7 protein-coding genes are annotated in these 15,640 nt (G+C 45.8%); all 7 read left to right on the forward strand.

The annotated features are described in order from the left end of the window. The first annotated feature begins 36 nt into the window (after positions 1-36). The 7 genes from KZC02_RS26460 (at position 37) to KZC02_RS26490 (ending at position 15,586) form a co-directional block, all read left to right on the forward strand. A complete protein-coding gene (locus KZC02_RS26460; RefSeq protein ID WP_221391406.1) occupies positions 37-1,395 on the forward strand; it encodes a sugar porter family MFS transporter in 1,359 nt (452 codons plus the stop codon). A gap of 16 nt (positions 1,396-1,411) precedes the next feature. Continuing rightward, positions 1,412-4,735, forward strand: coding sequence for a DUF5107 domain-containing protein (locus KZC02_RS26465; protein ID WP_221391407.1), 3,324 nt, complete (start codon positions 1,412-1,414; stop codon positions 4,733-4,735). Positions 4,736-5,238: 503 nt separating this feature from the next. Then, positions 5,239-6,159 (forward strand): DUF5018 domain-containing protein, encoded by a 921-nt coding sequence (locus tag KZC02_RS26470; RefSeq protein WP_221391408.1) that lies wholly within the window; start codon positions 5,239-5,241, stop codon positions 6,157-6,159. Positions 6,160-6,250: 91 nt separating this feature from the next. Beyond that, positions 6,251-6,496 carry a hypothetical protein gene (locus KZC02_RS26475; protein WP_221391409.1) on the forward strand — a complete coding sequence of 82 codons (246 nt, stop codon included), beginning with the start codon at positions 6,251-6,253 and terminating at the stop codon, positions 6,494-6,496. A 23-nt stretch (positions 6,497-6,519) separates the two neighbouring features. Next, a complete protein-coding gene (locus tag KZC02_RS26480; RefSeq protein ID WP_221391410.1) occupies positions 6,520-10,731 on the forward strand; it encodes a SprB repeat-containing protein in 4,212 nt (1,403 codons plus the stop codon). 3 nt (positions 10,732-10,734) lie between these two features. After that, positions 10,735-13,632: a SprB repeat-containing protein gene (locus KZC02_RS26485; RefSeq protein WP_221391411.1), complete on the forward strand. Its 2,898-nt coding sequence runs from the start codon at positions 10,735-10,737 to the stop codon at positions 13,630-13,632. 100 nt (positions 13,633-13,732) lie between these two features. Next, positions 13,733-15,586 (forward strand): hypothetical protein, encoded by a 1,854-nt coding sequence (locus KZC02_RS26490; RefSeq protein WP_221391412.1) that lies wholly within the window; start codon positions 13,733-13,735, stop codon positions 15,584-15,586. The last annotated feature ends 54 nt before the right edge of the window (positions 15,587-15,640 follow it).

Below are 15,640 nucleotides of genomic sequence, written 5' to 3' on the forward strand. Positions count from 1 at the left end.
AAATGAAAAAGTGCTTTACAAAAACAATTAAGAGCAATGCAAACTGAACTCGTACAAAATACTATCCGATACAACAGCGGCTATATTGTGGGTATATCTTTGATTTCCGCACTGGGAGGATATCTTTTCGGATTCGACTTTGCGGTAATCTCCGGGGCGCTGCCATTTTTAAGAACTGAATTTCAGCTTGATGTCTGGTGGGAAGGTTTTCTTACCGGATCGCTTGCTTTGGGTTGTATGGTGGGCTGCATGTTCGCCGGAAAACTGGCCGATCTGTACGGACGTAAACCGGGGCTGGTCGTAGCAGCAGCTATATTTGCCATTTCTTCGGTAGGTATGGCTCTTTCGGGTAATCTGACCGTGTTTGTATTGATGAGGTTTGCGGCCGGCATTGGCGTAGGCATGGCTTCCATGCTGAGCCCCATGTACATTGCGGAAATCTCTCCCGCAGAAATGCGTGGAAGGAATGTGTCTATCAATCAGTTAACTATTGTATCCGGTATTTTGATCACGAATATGGTCAATTATTTTCTTGCTGATACCGGTCCCGATGCGTGGCGCTGGATGTTTGGCCTTGGCGCTGTGCCCGCCGCTCTGTTTCTAATGGGCGTAATCTGGCTTCCTGAAAGCCCGCGCTGGTTAATTAAAGACGGTCAGGTAGAAAAGGCGCATCAGGTATTGTCAAAAATTGGTAATGAACATTTTGTGCGTGAAACACAGGAGGCAATTGGTAAAACGTTATTGTCGGCACCGAAAGCCTCTTTTTCCGATGTTTTTCAAAAAGCGGTAAGACCGGCATTGCTGGTTGGGATTACACTCGCGGTATTTCAGCAGCTTTGCGGGATCAATGTCGTTTTTAATTATACATCTACCATTTTTGAATCTATCGGCGCAGACCTTGACAGGCAACTGATGGAAACTGTTGCCATCGGGGCAGTCAACCTGATCTTTACTTTGGTCGCCATGTGGCAGGTCGACAAGCTGGGCAGGCGGCCTCTGATGTTAATCGGATCACTGGGTCTTTCGATCACTTATATTGCACTGGCATATGTTTTGCAAAACGGCGCTCCTGCCATTGTGGTATCGATCCTTGTTCTGTCGGCAATTGCGTTATACGCCACTTCCCTTGCTCCCGTGACCTGGGTTTTGATCACCGAAATATTCCCCAACAATATAAGGGGAATGGGTATTTCGATTGCGACGGTATCGCTGTGGGGTGCCTACTTCATACTGGTTTTTACGTTTCCTGTTTTGGCCAAAACCTTGGGAACATTCGGGCCATTTTACCTGTACGCGGTTATTTGCTTTCTGGGTTTTGTATTTGTCAAAGCAAAGGTAGCCGAGACGAAAGGGCAGACATTAGAAAATCTGGAAGAAAGTTATATCAAACATTAATCAAATTAATACGGTAATGGATAACGTCGAGATTTGGGAAGAAAAAGTCATCATACCTACTTATGAAGTCGGTGAGCCTGAAAAGAATCCCATGTTTTTTGAAAAAAGAGTATATCAGGGAAGCAGTGGGGTGGTTTACCCAAATCCGGTGATTGAGAAAATATTTGATACAAAAGTTGAAAAGGAGTATACCGGGCTTTTTCTTGAAAACCGGTACTTGAAAATTATGATTTTGCCCGAACTTGGTGGCCGGGTGCAGATGGCATATGATAAACTTAAACAAAGACACTTCGTTTACTACAACCAGGTGATAAAACCGGCCCTGGTGGGTTTAACAGGTCCCTGGATCTCAGGAGGCATTGAATTCAACTGGCCGCAGCATCATCGGCCTTCTACATTCGAACCTGTCGATTACCGCATAGAGGAAAACGCGGACGGCAGCAAAACTGTTTGGGTCAACGAAATTGAGAAGATGTTCCGGACAAAAGGAATGGCGGGTTTTACGCTCTATCCCAATCATGCCTATCTGGAAATTAAAGCCCAGCTTTACAATCGCAGTACGCTTCCACAAACATTTTTATGGTGGGCAAATCCGGCTGTGAAGGTTAATGATGATTACCAGTCTGTTTTTCCTTCCGACGTAAATGCTGTTTTCGATCATGGAAAGCGGGACGTATCTACGTTTCCAATTGCGACCGGTACTTATTATAAAGTCGATTATTCGCCAGGTACTGATATTTCGCGGTACAGGAATATTCCGGTACCGACTTCGTACATGGCCATTAATTCCGATTATGATTTTGTGGGAGGTTATGAGCATGATACAAAGGCCGGATTGCTGCACATCGCCAACCATCATGTATCACCAGGCAAAAAGCAGTGGACGTGGGGACATGGCGATTTCGGGCAGGCTTGGGACAGAAACCTAACGGACGAAGACGGGCCTTATATTGAATTAATGACGGGTATGTTCACCGATAACCAGCCGGATTTTACATGGCTGATGCCCAATGAAGAAAAGTCATTTACTCAGTATTTTCTTCCTTATCATGAATTGGGTGTAGTAAAAAACGCGACCAGGGATATCCTGATAAATCTGGAAAGAGAAGATCTGGAAGTTAAAATACAGGTACTTGTCACATCTGAACAGGAAAATCTCCGTGTTGTACTTGTCCAGGGAGTTGAGATACTTTTTGAAATTCAAACCGATATTAAGCCAGAAAAGATATTTGAACACAAACTTGTACTGCCTGATCACATCAATCCTGCCAAAATTGCACTGACTGTTTACGACCGTTTTGGAAAAGAGAAAATCCGCTTTGATCCATCAGCAAACCGGAAAAATGAGATTCCTATACCGGCTGCTGCTCCGGCTGCGCCAAAAGACGTTGAAAGTAACGAACAACTCTTTCTGATCGGCCATCATCTGGAACAATACCGGCATGCTACTTATAGTCCGGTTCCCTATTATGAGGAAGCGCTTCGACGTGATCCTTCCGATATCCGTAACAACAATGCATTGGGTGCCTGGTATTTAAGAAGAGGACAGTTTGCCAGAAGTGAAGGTTATTTTCAAAAAGCGATTAAAAGTGTAACGAGCCGTAACCCAAACCCTTATGATGGGGAAGCCTACTACAATCTTGGTATTTGCTGTTTATTTCTGGGTGAAACCGACAAAGCATATAAGGCATTTTATAAAGCAGCATGGTCGTCGGCGTGGCAGGATGCAGCCTATCTTTCGCTGGCACAAATTGATATTAAAAGAGGAGATTACGATCTTGCTTTGGAGCACATTAGCTTTTCTCTCGACCGCAATGCCCGCAGCAGCAAAGCTTATGTCATGAAAGCTGCTTTACTCAGAAAACTGGGGCGTAACCAGGAGGCTTTGGTTGTTTGCCGGGAGGCCATAAAACGTGACGGGTTTAATCTGGGAGCCCGATATGAGCTTATTATAACTGAACATATAAATACCTCCGGCGCACCCGATCTAACCTTAATCCAGTCGCTGGGAAGGAACAACGACAATAATTATATTGAATATGCACTGGATTATGCATGGGCTGGCTTGTATGAAGAAGCGCTGGATTTTTTGTCCCTTTCAGAAAAATCAGGTTCGGGCAATCCAATGGTTTATTATCATCTGGCTTACATTTATCGCAGTCTCGGCCAGGAGGATCTGGCTCAAAACTATCTGATAAAAGCCGCAGCCCAAAAGCCGGACTACTGTTTCCCGAATAAACTTGAAGACATCCTTGCCCTGGAATCTGCAATTCAGCATAATCCGTCTGATGGTTATGCACCATATTATTTGGGAAATTTGTTTTACGACAAAAGGCAGTACAACGAGGCAATTAATTTATGGGAACAATCGGCGAAGATCAATAATGCCTTTCCTACTACATTCAGGAACCTGGGAATTGCCGTTTTCAATAAGCTTAATAATCACAAATTAGCTACTGAATATTTTGAAAAGGCATTTTCCTTGAATCAGAATGATGGACGTATATTAATGGAAGTGAATCAGTTGTATTTACGCTTAAATAAACCGCCGCAGGAACGATTAACCTTTTTATTGGAACATGCAGAAACGGCAGCCGGAAGAGATGATCTGTATCTTGAAATTGCCGCTTTGTACAATTTGACAGGAGAACCAGCAAAGGCTTTACAACTCATCGAAAAGCGGCAGTTTCATCCCTGGGAAGGAGGAGAGGGAAAGGTTTCCAGCCAATACGTATTTGCAATGATAAGTCTGGCGCTGGAAAATTTGGCAAATGAAAATTACAGGGAAGCCATTGCACAATTAGAACGTTCACGTACACTGCCGCATAATCTTGGCGAAGGTAAACTGCCGGATACGCCTGAAAACGATGTTCATTACTGGCTGGGATGCGGTTATGAAGGACTGAATGAAACAGATACCGCGAACGATTACTTCCGGAAAGCCACAAAAGGAAACAGTGAGCCGTCTGCGGCGATTTTTTATAATGACCAGCAGCCCGATAAAATATTTTACCAGGGTTTGGCATGGAAAAAACTGGGAGAAACAGAAAAGGCGAACCAGATTTTCGGCAAACTTATTGCTTATGGAGAAATGCACCAAAACGATCAGGTAACGCTTGATTATTTCGCCGTGTCCCTTCCGGATCTGTTGATATTTGATTCCGATCTGAATGTGCTTAATCAGATACATTGCCTGTATATTTCGGCTTTGGGATATTTAGGATTGGAAAATTATCAGACAGCTGTGGATTTATTCAAAAAGGTGCTCACAAAAGACGCCGCCCATTCAGGTGCTGCTGTTCATTTGGAAATGATTAAAAAGGCTCTGCCAATCGGATAATAATTTCTTTTATTTCTACAATCTTATCAAAGCTTCTCTATCAAAAAGGTGGAGGAGCTTTATTTTATTATCAGACATTCGGAGCATGAACCTGCCACAGGATCTGAGGCTTATTTCGATAAATTAGATTGGAAGTATTAGTGTAAGATTTGATAAGACTAAAAGGCCAATTATTCTAATGAGACCTCTTTCCGACAAAATATAAACTCCCAGCTTCTATTTTTGGAAGTTGGCTATACTTGCGATCTTTTCTTAGCCAGAATTCATCCAGATGTGTAAGTTCCTTAAAATCAAAGGATTTATTTTGCTAAGCAGACTTCTTTTGCAAGGAAACCTACTTTCTTGTTTGTAACACTTTTTTAGTGTTATCGTATGCGCAAAAAATATTATGTAAAATAAATTGTGACCAGTCCACAACTTCTGCGTCTGGTCTAACATAGTTATATAAATATGTTTTGTACAACTAGTTTATTAAATAGTGAAAAATATTTAATACTATTCATTTGAAAATAACTCTCCTTTCCGCACAATTTCGTTTATCTACGGCCAATTGTCTCGCTACCGTAAACAGGTGCAGCTGTTTTATTTTATTAATCCTGCTGGTACTTTCCTGCAAAGAGAAAGAGTCGCTGCCTGGCAATGGACATATCCTGTCTTTTGCCCTTCAAACTGTAACTGCGACAAGTATAAATATTGATGAAAGTACGGGCAGGATCCAGATAGCAGTTGCTTATGGGACTGTGCTGAACGCACTGTCTGCAGATATACAGATCAGTCCGTCTGCAACGATTGTGCCTTCCGGCTCTGTGCTTCAGGACTTTTCCAGGCCGGTAAGTTATACAGTCACCGCGGCGAACGGATCAAAAAAGGTATATACGGTTATGGTGTCTTCTGCACAGCAGCCAGCAGCTCAGATCCTTGGCTTTTCCAAAGAATCCCTCAGGGCAGGGGAGACGCTGCTGATTTCGGGAAAGGATTTTGGAAGCTTCGGTCTGGCTATCAATGCCATGCTAAAAAATGTACAGGGGCAGGAATTTGCCATTCCTTCGGAACTGATCGATTCGTCCCATGTGCGTCTAACCATCCCCGTCAGTATAGATCCTGCGGCCTATTTTGTGAAAATAATTAAAAACAAGCTGGAAACAGTTTCGACTCAAACGATCATGGTGCGAATTCCCGCACCGGAAATAACAGCAGTCAAAGTGCATAACATTTTGCAGGGAGATAGTCTTGTTGTAGCGGGCAGTTATATTGTCCCGGCTTTGCATGTGTACCAGCTAATCCTGGTAGGTGAACAGGGAACTTACAGTCTGCCATCTGCTGCCGCGCAAAATGGTAAACTTTCATTTGCTGTGGGTACGGATATTAAAGCAGGCCTTTACACGGCCTCCCTTCTGCAATACGTCCGAGTCAGTCACTGGTAAAGCGGCGGGGCAGATTATCCATATCTATGACAATCAACTGCCTTTTGTAACCGGAACTACAGCTGGGAAGTCTACATATAAAGCCGGCGATTTGGTAGAGCTTCGGACTAAAGGTTTTGACAAGCTAGCCACACGGTTTTACCAGGTACAGCTTACAGGCGCCGGAGTTATTTACAATCAGAACGGCGTCTATTTGGCTGAGAATAAAACCCTGTCCATCACTTTGCCGGCAGGTATAAAACCCGCTGCCTATATGGTCAGTATCCTGTTCCTGTCCACATCCGGTCAGCAGTTATATGAGCAGCAATCTGACCAGCAGCTGACCATTATTGAATAACATTAACTAGTATTCCATTTTCCATGACAAAATTATACACAAGGTTCCTGAAAGCGGTGCTTTTGCTGATTACACTCGCGGTACTCTTTCCACTAGTTTCCACAGCTCAGAACAAACTGTTTATGAACCCGGTCAAATATACGGACCGGCAGCTGGAAGTTTATGGCTCATCATGCAGTGATCCGTCAACCATCCATCTTTTCATCAACAATGCCGAGATAGGCTCTTCACAGCTAACACCACTCTATATTGTTGGGGGTTACTATGCCTTTGAAATGGATTTCGGGCTAATGAAACCAGGTGATGTTTTCAGGGCCACTGATGACTGCGGAGGGATCACTTACCAGCAGACTGTCAAGGATGATTATGTATATGTTCAGGTTCAGGGAGGCAGCGGTTTTTCTGGAAACGGTATCGGTGCCAACGACCAGTATCCGCCATACAGCAAACTTTCCACTCCGGTAGCGATTGGCAAATGTTCACCGGTAACTATCGGATCACACGGTCTGGTCAGCTACTATGTTTTCAGCCCGCAGACTAATGGTACATTTAAGGTAAATGGCACAGCATTGACCGACGGGGCGACAGGAATCAACCCGGGCGGATATGACATTAATTTCAACGGTTACCAGGGAACACCGGTTTACAGCATTAATACCAATGGGTCTATCACCAGTAATACCTCGGTCAAATTAGAAAGTAATACACATTTTTCCGGCGAAATCCCCATTGTGCTTGAGTACAACCATGGCGGGCAGGATCCGGCAGGTGATTTGTCTTTCGGCTTTAAAGCCATGGCTATCCGGCAGGTCAACAATGCCGGGTTCCAGATACAGAAAGCATCGCTGGGCGGAGTTTTGACAAGCACCTCTTACAGCTCTGGGCCGGCATCTAAATTTAAGGTCACTTATGACGGGGTGTACTACAGGGCTTATGTGGATAATGTGCTCATTGATGAGATGCGGCGCTTTGTCGAATATGGTTCATCCAGCGGCAGCCTTACACCGGGCTCCGGAGCGGGCCTGGATTATGGTACTGCGGTGAGTTGGACAGGTATGCAGACCGGCTCACAGTGGGTCAGTGTGCTGGTTGATGGGGTTCTGTATACCCGGCAGCTTTTCCAGGTAGCGGCCGATATTACGATTAACCCGATTGTAACCGATATAGCATGTAGTGGCAGCGGATCCGGCCAGATCACGGTGAATACGGCAGGCGGACTGGCACCTTTGCAATATGCACTCGACGGAGGGGCATATGTTTCATCAAACGTATTTACCGGCCTGGCTGCGGGAAACCATGTGATTAAGGTGCGGGATGCGTCAGGTTGCATGGCTACACGGAATGTCACAGTCGGTTCTTCTTCCGCCATGCTGATAAGCGTATCTGCCAAAACTGATGAAACCTGTGCATCAACTGCGAATGGCATGGTCACCATTGGGGTGACCGGCGGATCGGCGCCTTACCTGTATGCAAGTGACGGTGGCAGTTTTGGTAACGCCAATAGTTTTCCGGGCCTGGCGGCAGGTGTACATACTTTTTCAGTGAAAGATAACAATGGGTGCATAGCAGCTTTAAGCGATACAGTTCATACTACTAGCAAACTGTTGGCCAAAGTGGCCAGCCTGCAAAACATCAGCTGCTTTGGCGGCAATAATGGCTCCATTACAATTGGTACCGCAGGATCGCAGGTCAGCGGGACGCTTCAATTTTCTGTGGACAACGGTGTTACCTTCCAGGCATCCAACATTTTTTCTGGCTTGGCGGCAGGAACTTATTCGGTTGTTATAAAAGACAAGGTATGCTCCACAACCATCAATGCTACCATCACACAGCCCGGGGATCTCACTATTTCTGCTGATTTACAAAAGGCTGTATCTTGCAACGGACTTAGTGACGGGGCTGTACAGGGGTTAGCTGCTTCCGGAACCGCTCCGTATCAGTATTCAATCAACGGAACGTCATACGCTAATACCAATAGCTTTAATGGACTGCCAAACGGTAGTTATAAAATCTGGACAAAGGATGCCAACGGTTGTGTGAAGGAATCCAACATCGTAGCTGTAACCCAACCAACGGCGGTTTCTGTTTCTGTATTAAGCAAATCGGACGTGACATGTTTCGCTGCTGGAAATGGTTCGCTTACCCTGGCCGGATCGGGTGGGACCGTGCCTTATCAATTTGCAAAAGATGGTACCAGCTTCCAGGACTCGCAGGTTTTTGGTTCCTTGCCAGCGGGCAACTTAATCATTACACTGAAAGATGCCAATGGTTGCAAGGCAACCGTTTCCGGCGAAATCCTGCAGCCAACTGATCTTGTGGTAACGGCGTCCAATAGCGCAACAGTCAGTTGTTTCGGCGGGAGCAACGGACAGATCAGCGCGGTTGCTTCCGGAGGCACCGGTATTATCAAATATTCAATCAATACTACTGATTTTGTTACAGCTTCGTCCTTTACGTCATTAACAGCAGGCAGCTATCATATTACTATCCGCGATGCGAATGGCTGTCAGAAAATTTCTTCGGCCGTTACTGTTGTTCAGGCTTCTGATATTGTGCCGGCTTTTGCCAAATCCGATGTGAAGTGTTTCGGCGGGAGTGATGGCAGTGCAGCAATCACTGCTATAGGCGGAACCGGTGCTTACACTTATTCTATAAACGGCGTGAACTTTCAGGCTGCCGCTAGCTTTCAAAGTCTGGTAGCCGGTAGTTATGTGTTCTCGGTGAAAGATGCCAATAGTTGTGTCCGTACCATCAATGGAAACATTACGCAGCCAACGGATCTTGTCGTAAGTAATTCCATCATCCAGCAGGTTTTGTGTTATAATGGCAGCAGCGGCATAATCCAGGCAGCATCCGCAGGCGGAACACTGCCCTATCAATATTCAATTAATGCAGCATCCTACCAGGCTTTGCCCACTTTTTCATCGCTGGCCGTGGGGACTTATAAAGTTTGGGTAAAAGATGGAAACGGCTGTATAAAGGAAACGAACTCCGTAACACCCAACCAGCCCGCCGATCTTATCCCTTCGATTCTGTCACAAACCGCTGTGAAATGCAACGCTGGAAGTGACGGTTCTGTGCAGCTTGCCGCAACAGGAGGGGTGGCGCCTTATACTTTTTCCAAAGATTCGGTTAACTACCAGTCTGCTTCTTTATTTTCGGGCCTGAATGCTACCGGGTTTCGTTTCATAGTTAAGGACGGCAATGGATGTACCAAAGGGGTTTCGGCCCAGGTTGCCCAGCCACTGCAAGCTTACACAGTGACCATTGCATCGCAGGCCAGTCTGACTTGCTACAACCAAAACATTGGCCATTTTGAAATAAAAAATAATGGAGGTACCTCTCCATATCAGGTATCGCTGGACAACACAACTTATCAAAGTTCAGAGGTATTTGCCAGCTTGTCGGCCGGGACGTATACCGTGTATGGTAAGGACGCAAATAATTGCCTTTTTACCCTGCCAGGTATTAAATTAACACAGCCTATAGATATCCTCGTTTCGCTTCTAAGCAAAAAGGATGTGGACTGCGAGTACTACACGAGGGGAGAAGCGCTGGTAACTGCTGTCGGCTCTAACGGAAATTTTTCCTACACATTAGGCGGGTCGGATTTCAAGTTTAATCCCATAAGTCCTGTTACTAATGCAACAGGCTTTTTTGATAATTTAAAAGCAGGAGATTACACTGTTTCGGCAAGAGACCAGGCGGGCTGTACCAAGGACTTTCCAGTAACGATCATTCCAAAAAGTACCAACATCCGTTACGAGGTAACCAAATCTTTGCCCTCCGGCTGCACCAGTGAGGACGGCTCGATCAGCATTGTCAATGCGAACGGAGGCCAGCCACCGTACCAGTACAGTATCAGTTCCCAAAACAGTTTTTCTTCGAACGCGACTTTCTCAGGGCTTTTAAACGGGACTTATATTGTAACCGTTGCGGACGAGCTGTGTTCCTATAAAAAAGAGGTAGATCTTAGTTTACCAAACAGCATCAAAACGAGCTATACGATTGATCCGGTCAGCTGCGCCACGCCGGTTGCGAACCTGAACATTACCAATATTACCGGGGGCAATGGCAATTATCAGTTATCGCTAAACGGAAGTGCATTTTCGGGTAACAGAACATTTACCGGACTACACCCCAATGTGTATAACCTGGTTGTCCAGGATGCCCCGCTTTCCTGCAAAACAGCCACAGCTATTGAAATTAAGGAACAAAACCGGGCCGATCTATAGATTGTGGGCAGGCAGAATGTATTGTGCTACGGAGGAAACAGCGGGATAATTACGATTAAAGGGGATAATAATGCAGGCCCGTTCACTTACGCAATTGATAACGGCTCTTTCGGTAATGATGGCACTTTTGCGGGCTTGTCTATCGGTACATACCGTCTTTATGCTAAAAACCGGCTGGGTTGTATTGACAGCCTGAGGACTACACTTGTACAGCCTACGCAGCTGACGAGCAACTTTACCAAAAAAGACAACGATTGCAACGGAGATAAAACGGGAGGCCTGGAAATATCTGGAAACGGAGGAACTCCGGCATATACTTTTTCAGTCGATGGCACAAACTTTCTTTCATCTGGTAAGTTTGAAACACTAAGCGCCAACACCTATACGGCCTTTGTCAGGGATGCTAACGGATGCATCAGTACCCAGCAAGTTCCGGTGGTTCAACCTTCCTTACTCACCATGGCAACCGTTTACCAGGATACGATCCGTTGTTTTGGGGAGTCAAACGGAATGGTCAACGTGGCAGCAGGCGGCGGCACACCCACTTATCAGTATTCAATGAACGGCACCGATTTTTTCTCAGATTCCAAATTTTCTAACCTGGCGCTGGGTACTTATAAGTTTTATGTAAAAGATACCAAGGGATGTTTGAAAGAAAGCAGCCTGGCGCTCACACAACCTGACTTGCTTAGTCTCGCATTGGTTTCGAAACTGAACCCATTGTGTTTTGAAGGGAAAGACGGCAAGATTCAGGTTTCTTCAAAAGGAGGTAACGGTGGTAATATTTACACACTTGATAACGCTGTCAGCCAGCCGGAAAACCTCTTTCAGGGGCTGACGCAATCGATATATGCAGTTAAAGTGACAGACCGCAAAGGATGTAGTGTTTCCATGGAAACAGTGGAGTTGAAATGGCCGTCAAAGATAGAGTCCAAATATGCGACGGTTATGCCACTCTGTAACGGGGATGCCAACGGTACAATCACTGTGGATGTTTCGGGTGGGACACCGGGCTATAAGGCGATTTTTGAAGGACAAACGTTTAATCCTGTTAATAACCGGTTCGTTTTTGCCAATGTAAAATCTGCTACTTATGCTGTGGATATCAAAGACCAGAATGGCTGCACCGATAAATTAAGCATTCTTCTTGAACAGCCGACCCAATTGACTGGCACATTCACTGCGTCAAATAACAAATGTTACGGGGACCAAACGGGCAAAATAGAAGTCATAGGCTCGGGTGCTACCCCGGCCTATACTTATGCCATCAACGAAAGTTCCTATTCCAGCAACGGTACTTTTACCGGACTTACTGCCAATGGTTATAAGGTTCAAATCAAAGATGCCGTGGGTTGTGTCCTCACCAAACAAGTGGAGCTGATCCAGCCAACGATTGTGAGTTTGTCTGCTATCAACAGCGATACGGTTCGTTGTAACGGTGAGAAGAATGGTAGTATACGTATACTGGCCAAAGGAGGGACACCGGGATATGTCTATTCGCAGGACGGAAATCAGTACTACTCCGATGACACTTTTAAAAACCTTTCCGCTGGTGCATATCGCTTTTGGGTAAGAGATGCACAGTTGTGCGAGCATACGACATCATTGACCATTACCGAACCTGCCAAACTGGATTTTACCCTGATCAAAAAAACGGATCCGCTTTGTACGGGTGACCAGAATGGGAAAATACTGGTGAGCGCTGCCGGAGGAAATAATGCCTACGTCTACTGGAAAGACAATGTGACACAACAAAAAACGGGAGTTTTTGAAGGGCTGACCCAGGCTGAATATGCTTTTAAGGTGGTAGACCGTAAAGGCTGTGAAGCACTGATAGAACCTGTAAAACTGGTGTGGCCCAAATCACTTATGAGCCAGGTGTCCTGGCAGGGGCCGGTTTGCGCTGGAGAGAGCAATGCGGGTATTGCAATTTCCCTGGCAGGCGGCACATCACCGTATTCTGTTGTGGCGCCTTCAATAGCAAGCAAACCTACCGTGCAGGATAATAGTTGGAATTACAACGGACTTACCCCGGGTCAGTACATGCTCAACGCCAAAGATGCCAATGGGTGCGTTTCTTTTTCTGTGGTCAACATTACGGCCGCCGAAAAGATCAACAATGCCATTTTCCCAACACCTGAGCCGGTTTGTATCGGACAAGAAGTGATACTGGAGGCTAATAATCCGGGTATGGCCATTCAATGGTTTTACAAAGATGCGGAGATTTCCAGTGCCAAAAACAGTCAGAAACTGGCGGCTGTGGATGCCGGGATTTATAAGGTGGTGATGACCAATAAAACTGGATGCGCATCAAGCAGCGAGTTTGTTTTGGAAAATAACAACAATGCACTTAAAGCCGATTTCCTGATGACGATCCAGGCATTTGTCGGCGATACGATTACGGCACTGGATATTTCAAAGCCTGCACCCGACCAGATAATCTGGGAACTTCCTGCACAGGCGCAGACAATTGTAAACCAGATGACAAAACTCTCTTACTCGGTCATTTCGGCTGGCGAGTACACCATCAAAATGCTGGCCAGGAAGGGTGACTGTCTCAATACAAAAATCAGGACGATCCGGATTTTTGACAAGGACGATATTGACCAGACCGATTCATCACTGCATTACCATGATACCAATCTGATCCGGGAAATGAGTGTTTATCCCAATCCAAACTTTGGAAAGTTTACGGTGACCGTCAAGCTGACCAGGATAACGGATGTGGTGCTCACCATGGCCAGTTCGACTACGAATATTACCCTGCTGAAAGAAGAGAAAAAAGGCGCAAAAGAGTATGTTTTTGACATCGACCAGAAAGACTTTGAGCAGCAGGTGTACATCATCACGGTTCAGGCAGGTAAGTCAATCCTGTTCAAACGGGCGCTTTTGATGAATTAGGAGTGGGGCGAGGGGCAAGAGGGAAGGGCATGGGGTGAAGGGCAGGGGGCAAGGAGAGTGGGGATTGGGGAATTGTAAAAAAATAGCAACAAACAGATTTATGAATAAAATTTTATTATCCCTCTTTTTGTCTCTTGGACTTATGGCAGCTGGTCAGGCTCAGGACTACTCGCCACAGGGCCGCTCGCCGCATGGCCTGGAAAAACTCAAAGACCTTAAGAATGTTTCAGCCAAAGGCATTCTTAAAAAAGGCGTTAAAATAACGGGTATGGCCGGGGCCAATTTTGTGTACTATAATGCCAGTGGGATCGACGGAAGGAACATCCCCTTCAATACCCTTTTTACAGGAAACCTCAATATTGACTTGTTTGGCAAGATAAAAATGCCCGTCATGTTCAGCTTGTCAAACCAGAATATTAACTGGTCACATCCTTTTGATAAAAACCACCAGTTTATGCAGCCCTTTAACCGGTTTGTTTTTAAGCCAACTTACAAAGGGTTCACCTTGCACGTCGGTGTATGCTCATTGAATTTTTCCCCCTTCACACTAGCGGGCCACCGTTACGACGGGGTAGGGCTGGAGTACAGGCCCAAGGCAAAGCCGTTCTATTTCGGGCTCATGCTGGGTAACCTGCGCCGGGCAATACGGATAGACAGCACTTTTCAAACGCCTAACAATATCCCGTCCTATAAAAGGCCCGGCATGGGCTTTCAGCTAGGGTATAGGAAAAAAGAAGACAAAGCCGAACTGATATTTTTTACCGCAAAGGACATCATTAATTCCCTTCCGTACACATTGGATGCATATAATGTCATGCCTGAACAAAACGCAGTCGTTTCTTTAAAGGGAGCAAAGGTTTTAAGGAAAAAGTGGGTACTTGATGCTGAAATTGCTTTATCGGGAATCAGTCAGGATCTCCGGGCGCAGACTGAAGGCATTTCGTCCAATGTTTTCAATAGTTATCTTGGGGTATTGCCTGTCAGCAGTTCAACAGATTATAAAAAAGCGATCAAGGGCGGATTAACTTACCGGGGAAAAGGCTTTAACGCCGGCCTGGATTACAGCCGGATCGATCCGGGTTACCGGACATTAGGCGCTTACTATTTTGCAAACGACCTGGAAACCTATTCCGGAAAAGTGGCCAGCCAGCTGTTGCAGGGGAAATTAAATGTAAGTGCCAACCTCGGTATGCAGCATGACAATGTGCAGAAGCAAAAACTGAAAACCCTGAAACGCTGGGTAGGTGCCGCCAACATTACCTATATGCCGGCTGAATGGGCCACAGTGCTGCTGAGCTATTCTAATTTTACGAGTTTTTCTAATCTGCGACCTGTTTATGACTATCTGAAACAGGTAACACCCTACCAGGTATTGGACACGCTCAATTTCCGGCAGATTAACCAGAACATTCAGGGAGGGATTAATCTGGTGCTTCCTTCCAAAAACGAAGCCATTACCCAAAATATCGGGCTGAATATGGTTATGCAGCGCGGAGCCGACAACCAGGGTAGTCTACAGACTAATAACAATCTGAGCAATACCTCCCTGGATTACAGCTACGGTGTGAAACCCCTCAAACTGAACCTGTCTGCCTCCGTATATTATAGCAAAAGCGATATTTCGGGAATTTCGGGAACCCAATGGGGGCCTTCCCTGGGATTCTCCAAAGGTTTTGGAAGAGAAACGGGCGTGTTATGGAAAATGCAGCTGAATGGCACTTACACCTCTGGAAAAATGTCAGGCGGTCCGCCGCGCGTCGCCACGCCGCGCGGTGTGGACCAAAAAATGCTGAATGCCCGCGCGGGACTTGGTGCGAGCCTGACCAAACAACTTAACCTGAACTGCAACATCATTTACCTGAACCGCAGCAATGTCAGCACCGAAAGGTCCATTCCTTCTTTCAGTGAGATCACCGGGACGCTTGGGCTGGTTTATACATTTTCGGTGTTGTAAGCTGGCCTAAAGAGATTAAGTCTTTTGAAAAGAAAACCGGGCAGATAGAAAAAT

Source organism: Dyadobacter sp. NIV53, from assembly GCF_019711195.1.
GTDB lineage: Bacteria > Bacteroidota > Bacteroidia > Cytophagales > Spirosomataceae > Dyadobacter.

Bases quoted from the DNA above. Each gene is read 5' to 3' on its own strand.
- KZC02_RS26460 (WP_221391406.1), top strand. From the start codon at position 37: ATGCAAACTGAACTCGTACAAAATACTATCCGATACAACAGCGGCTAT.
- KZC02_RS26465 (WP_221391407.1), top strand. From the start codon at position 1,412: ATGGATAACGTCGAGATTTGGGAAGAAAAAGTCATCATACCTACTTAT.
- KZC02_RS26480 (WP_221391410.1), top strand. From the start codon at position 6,520: ATGACAAAATTATACACAAGGTTCCTGAAAGCGGTGCTTTTGCTGATT.
- KZC02_RS26490 (WP_221391412.1), top strand. From the start codon at position 13,733: ATGAATAAAATTTTATTATCCCTCTTTTTGTCTCTTGGACTTATGGCA.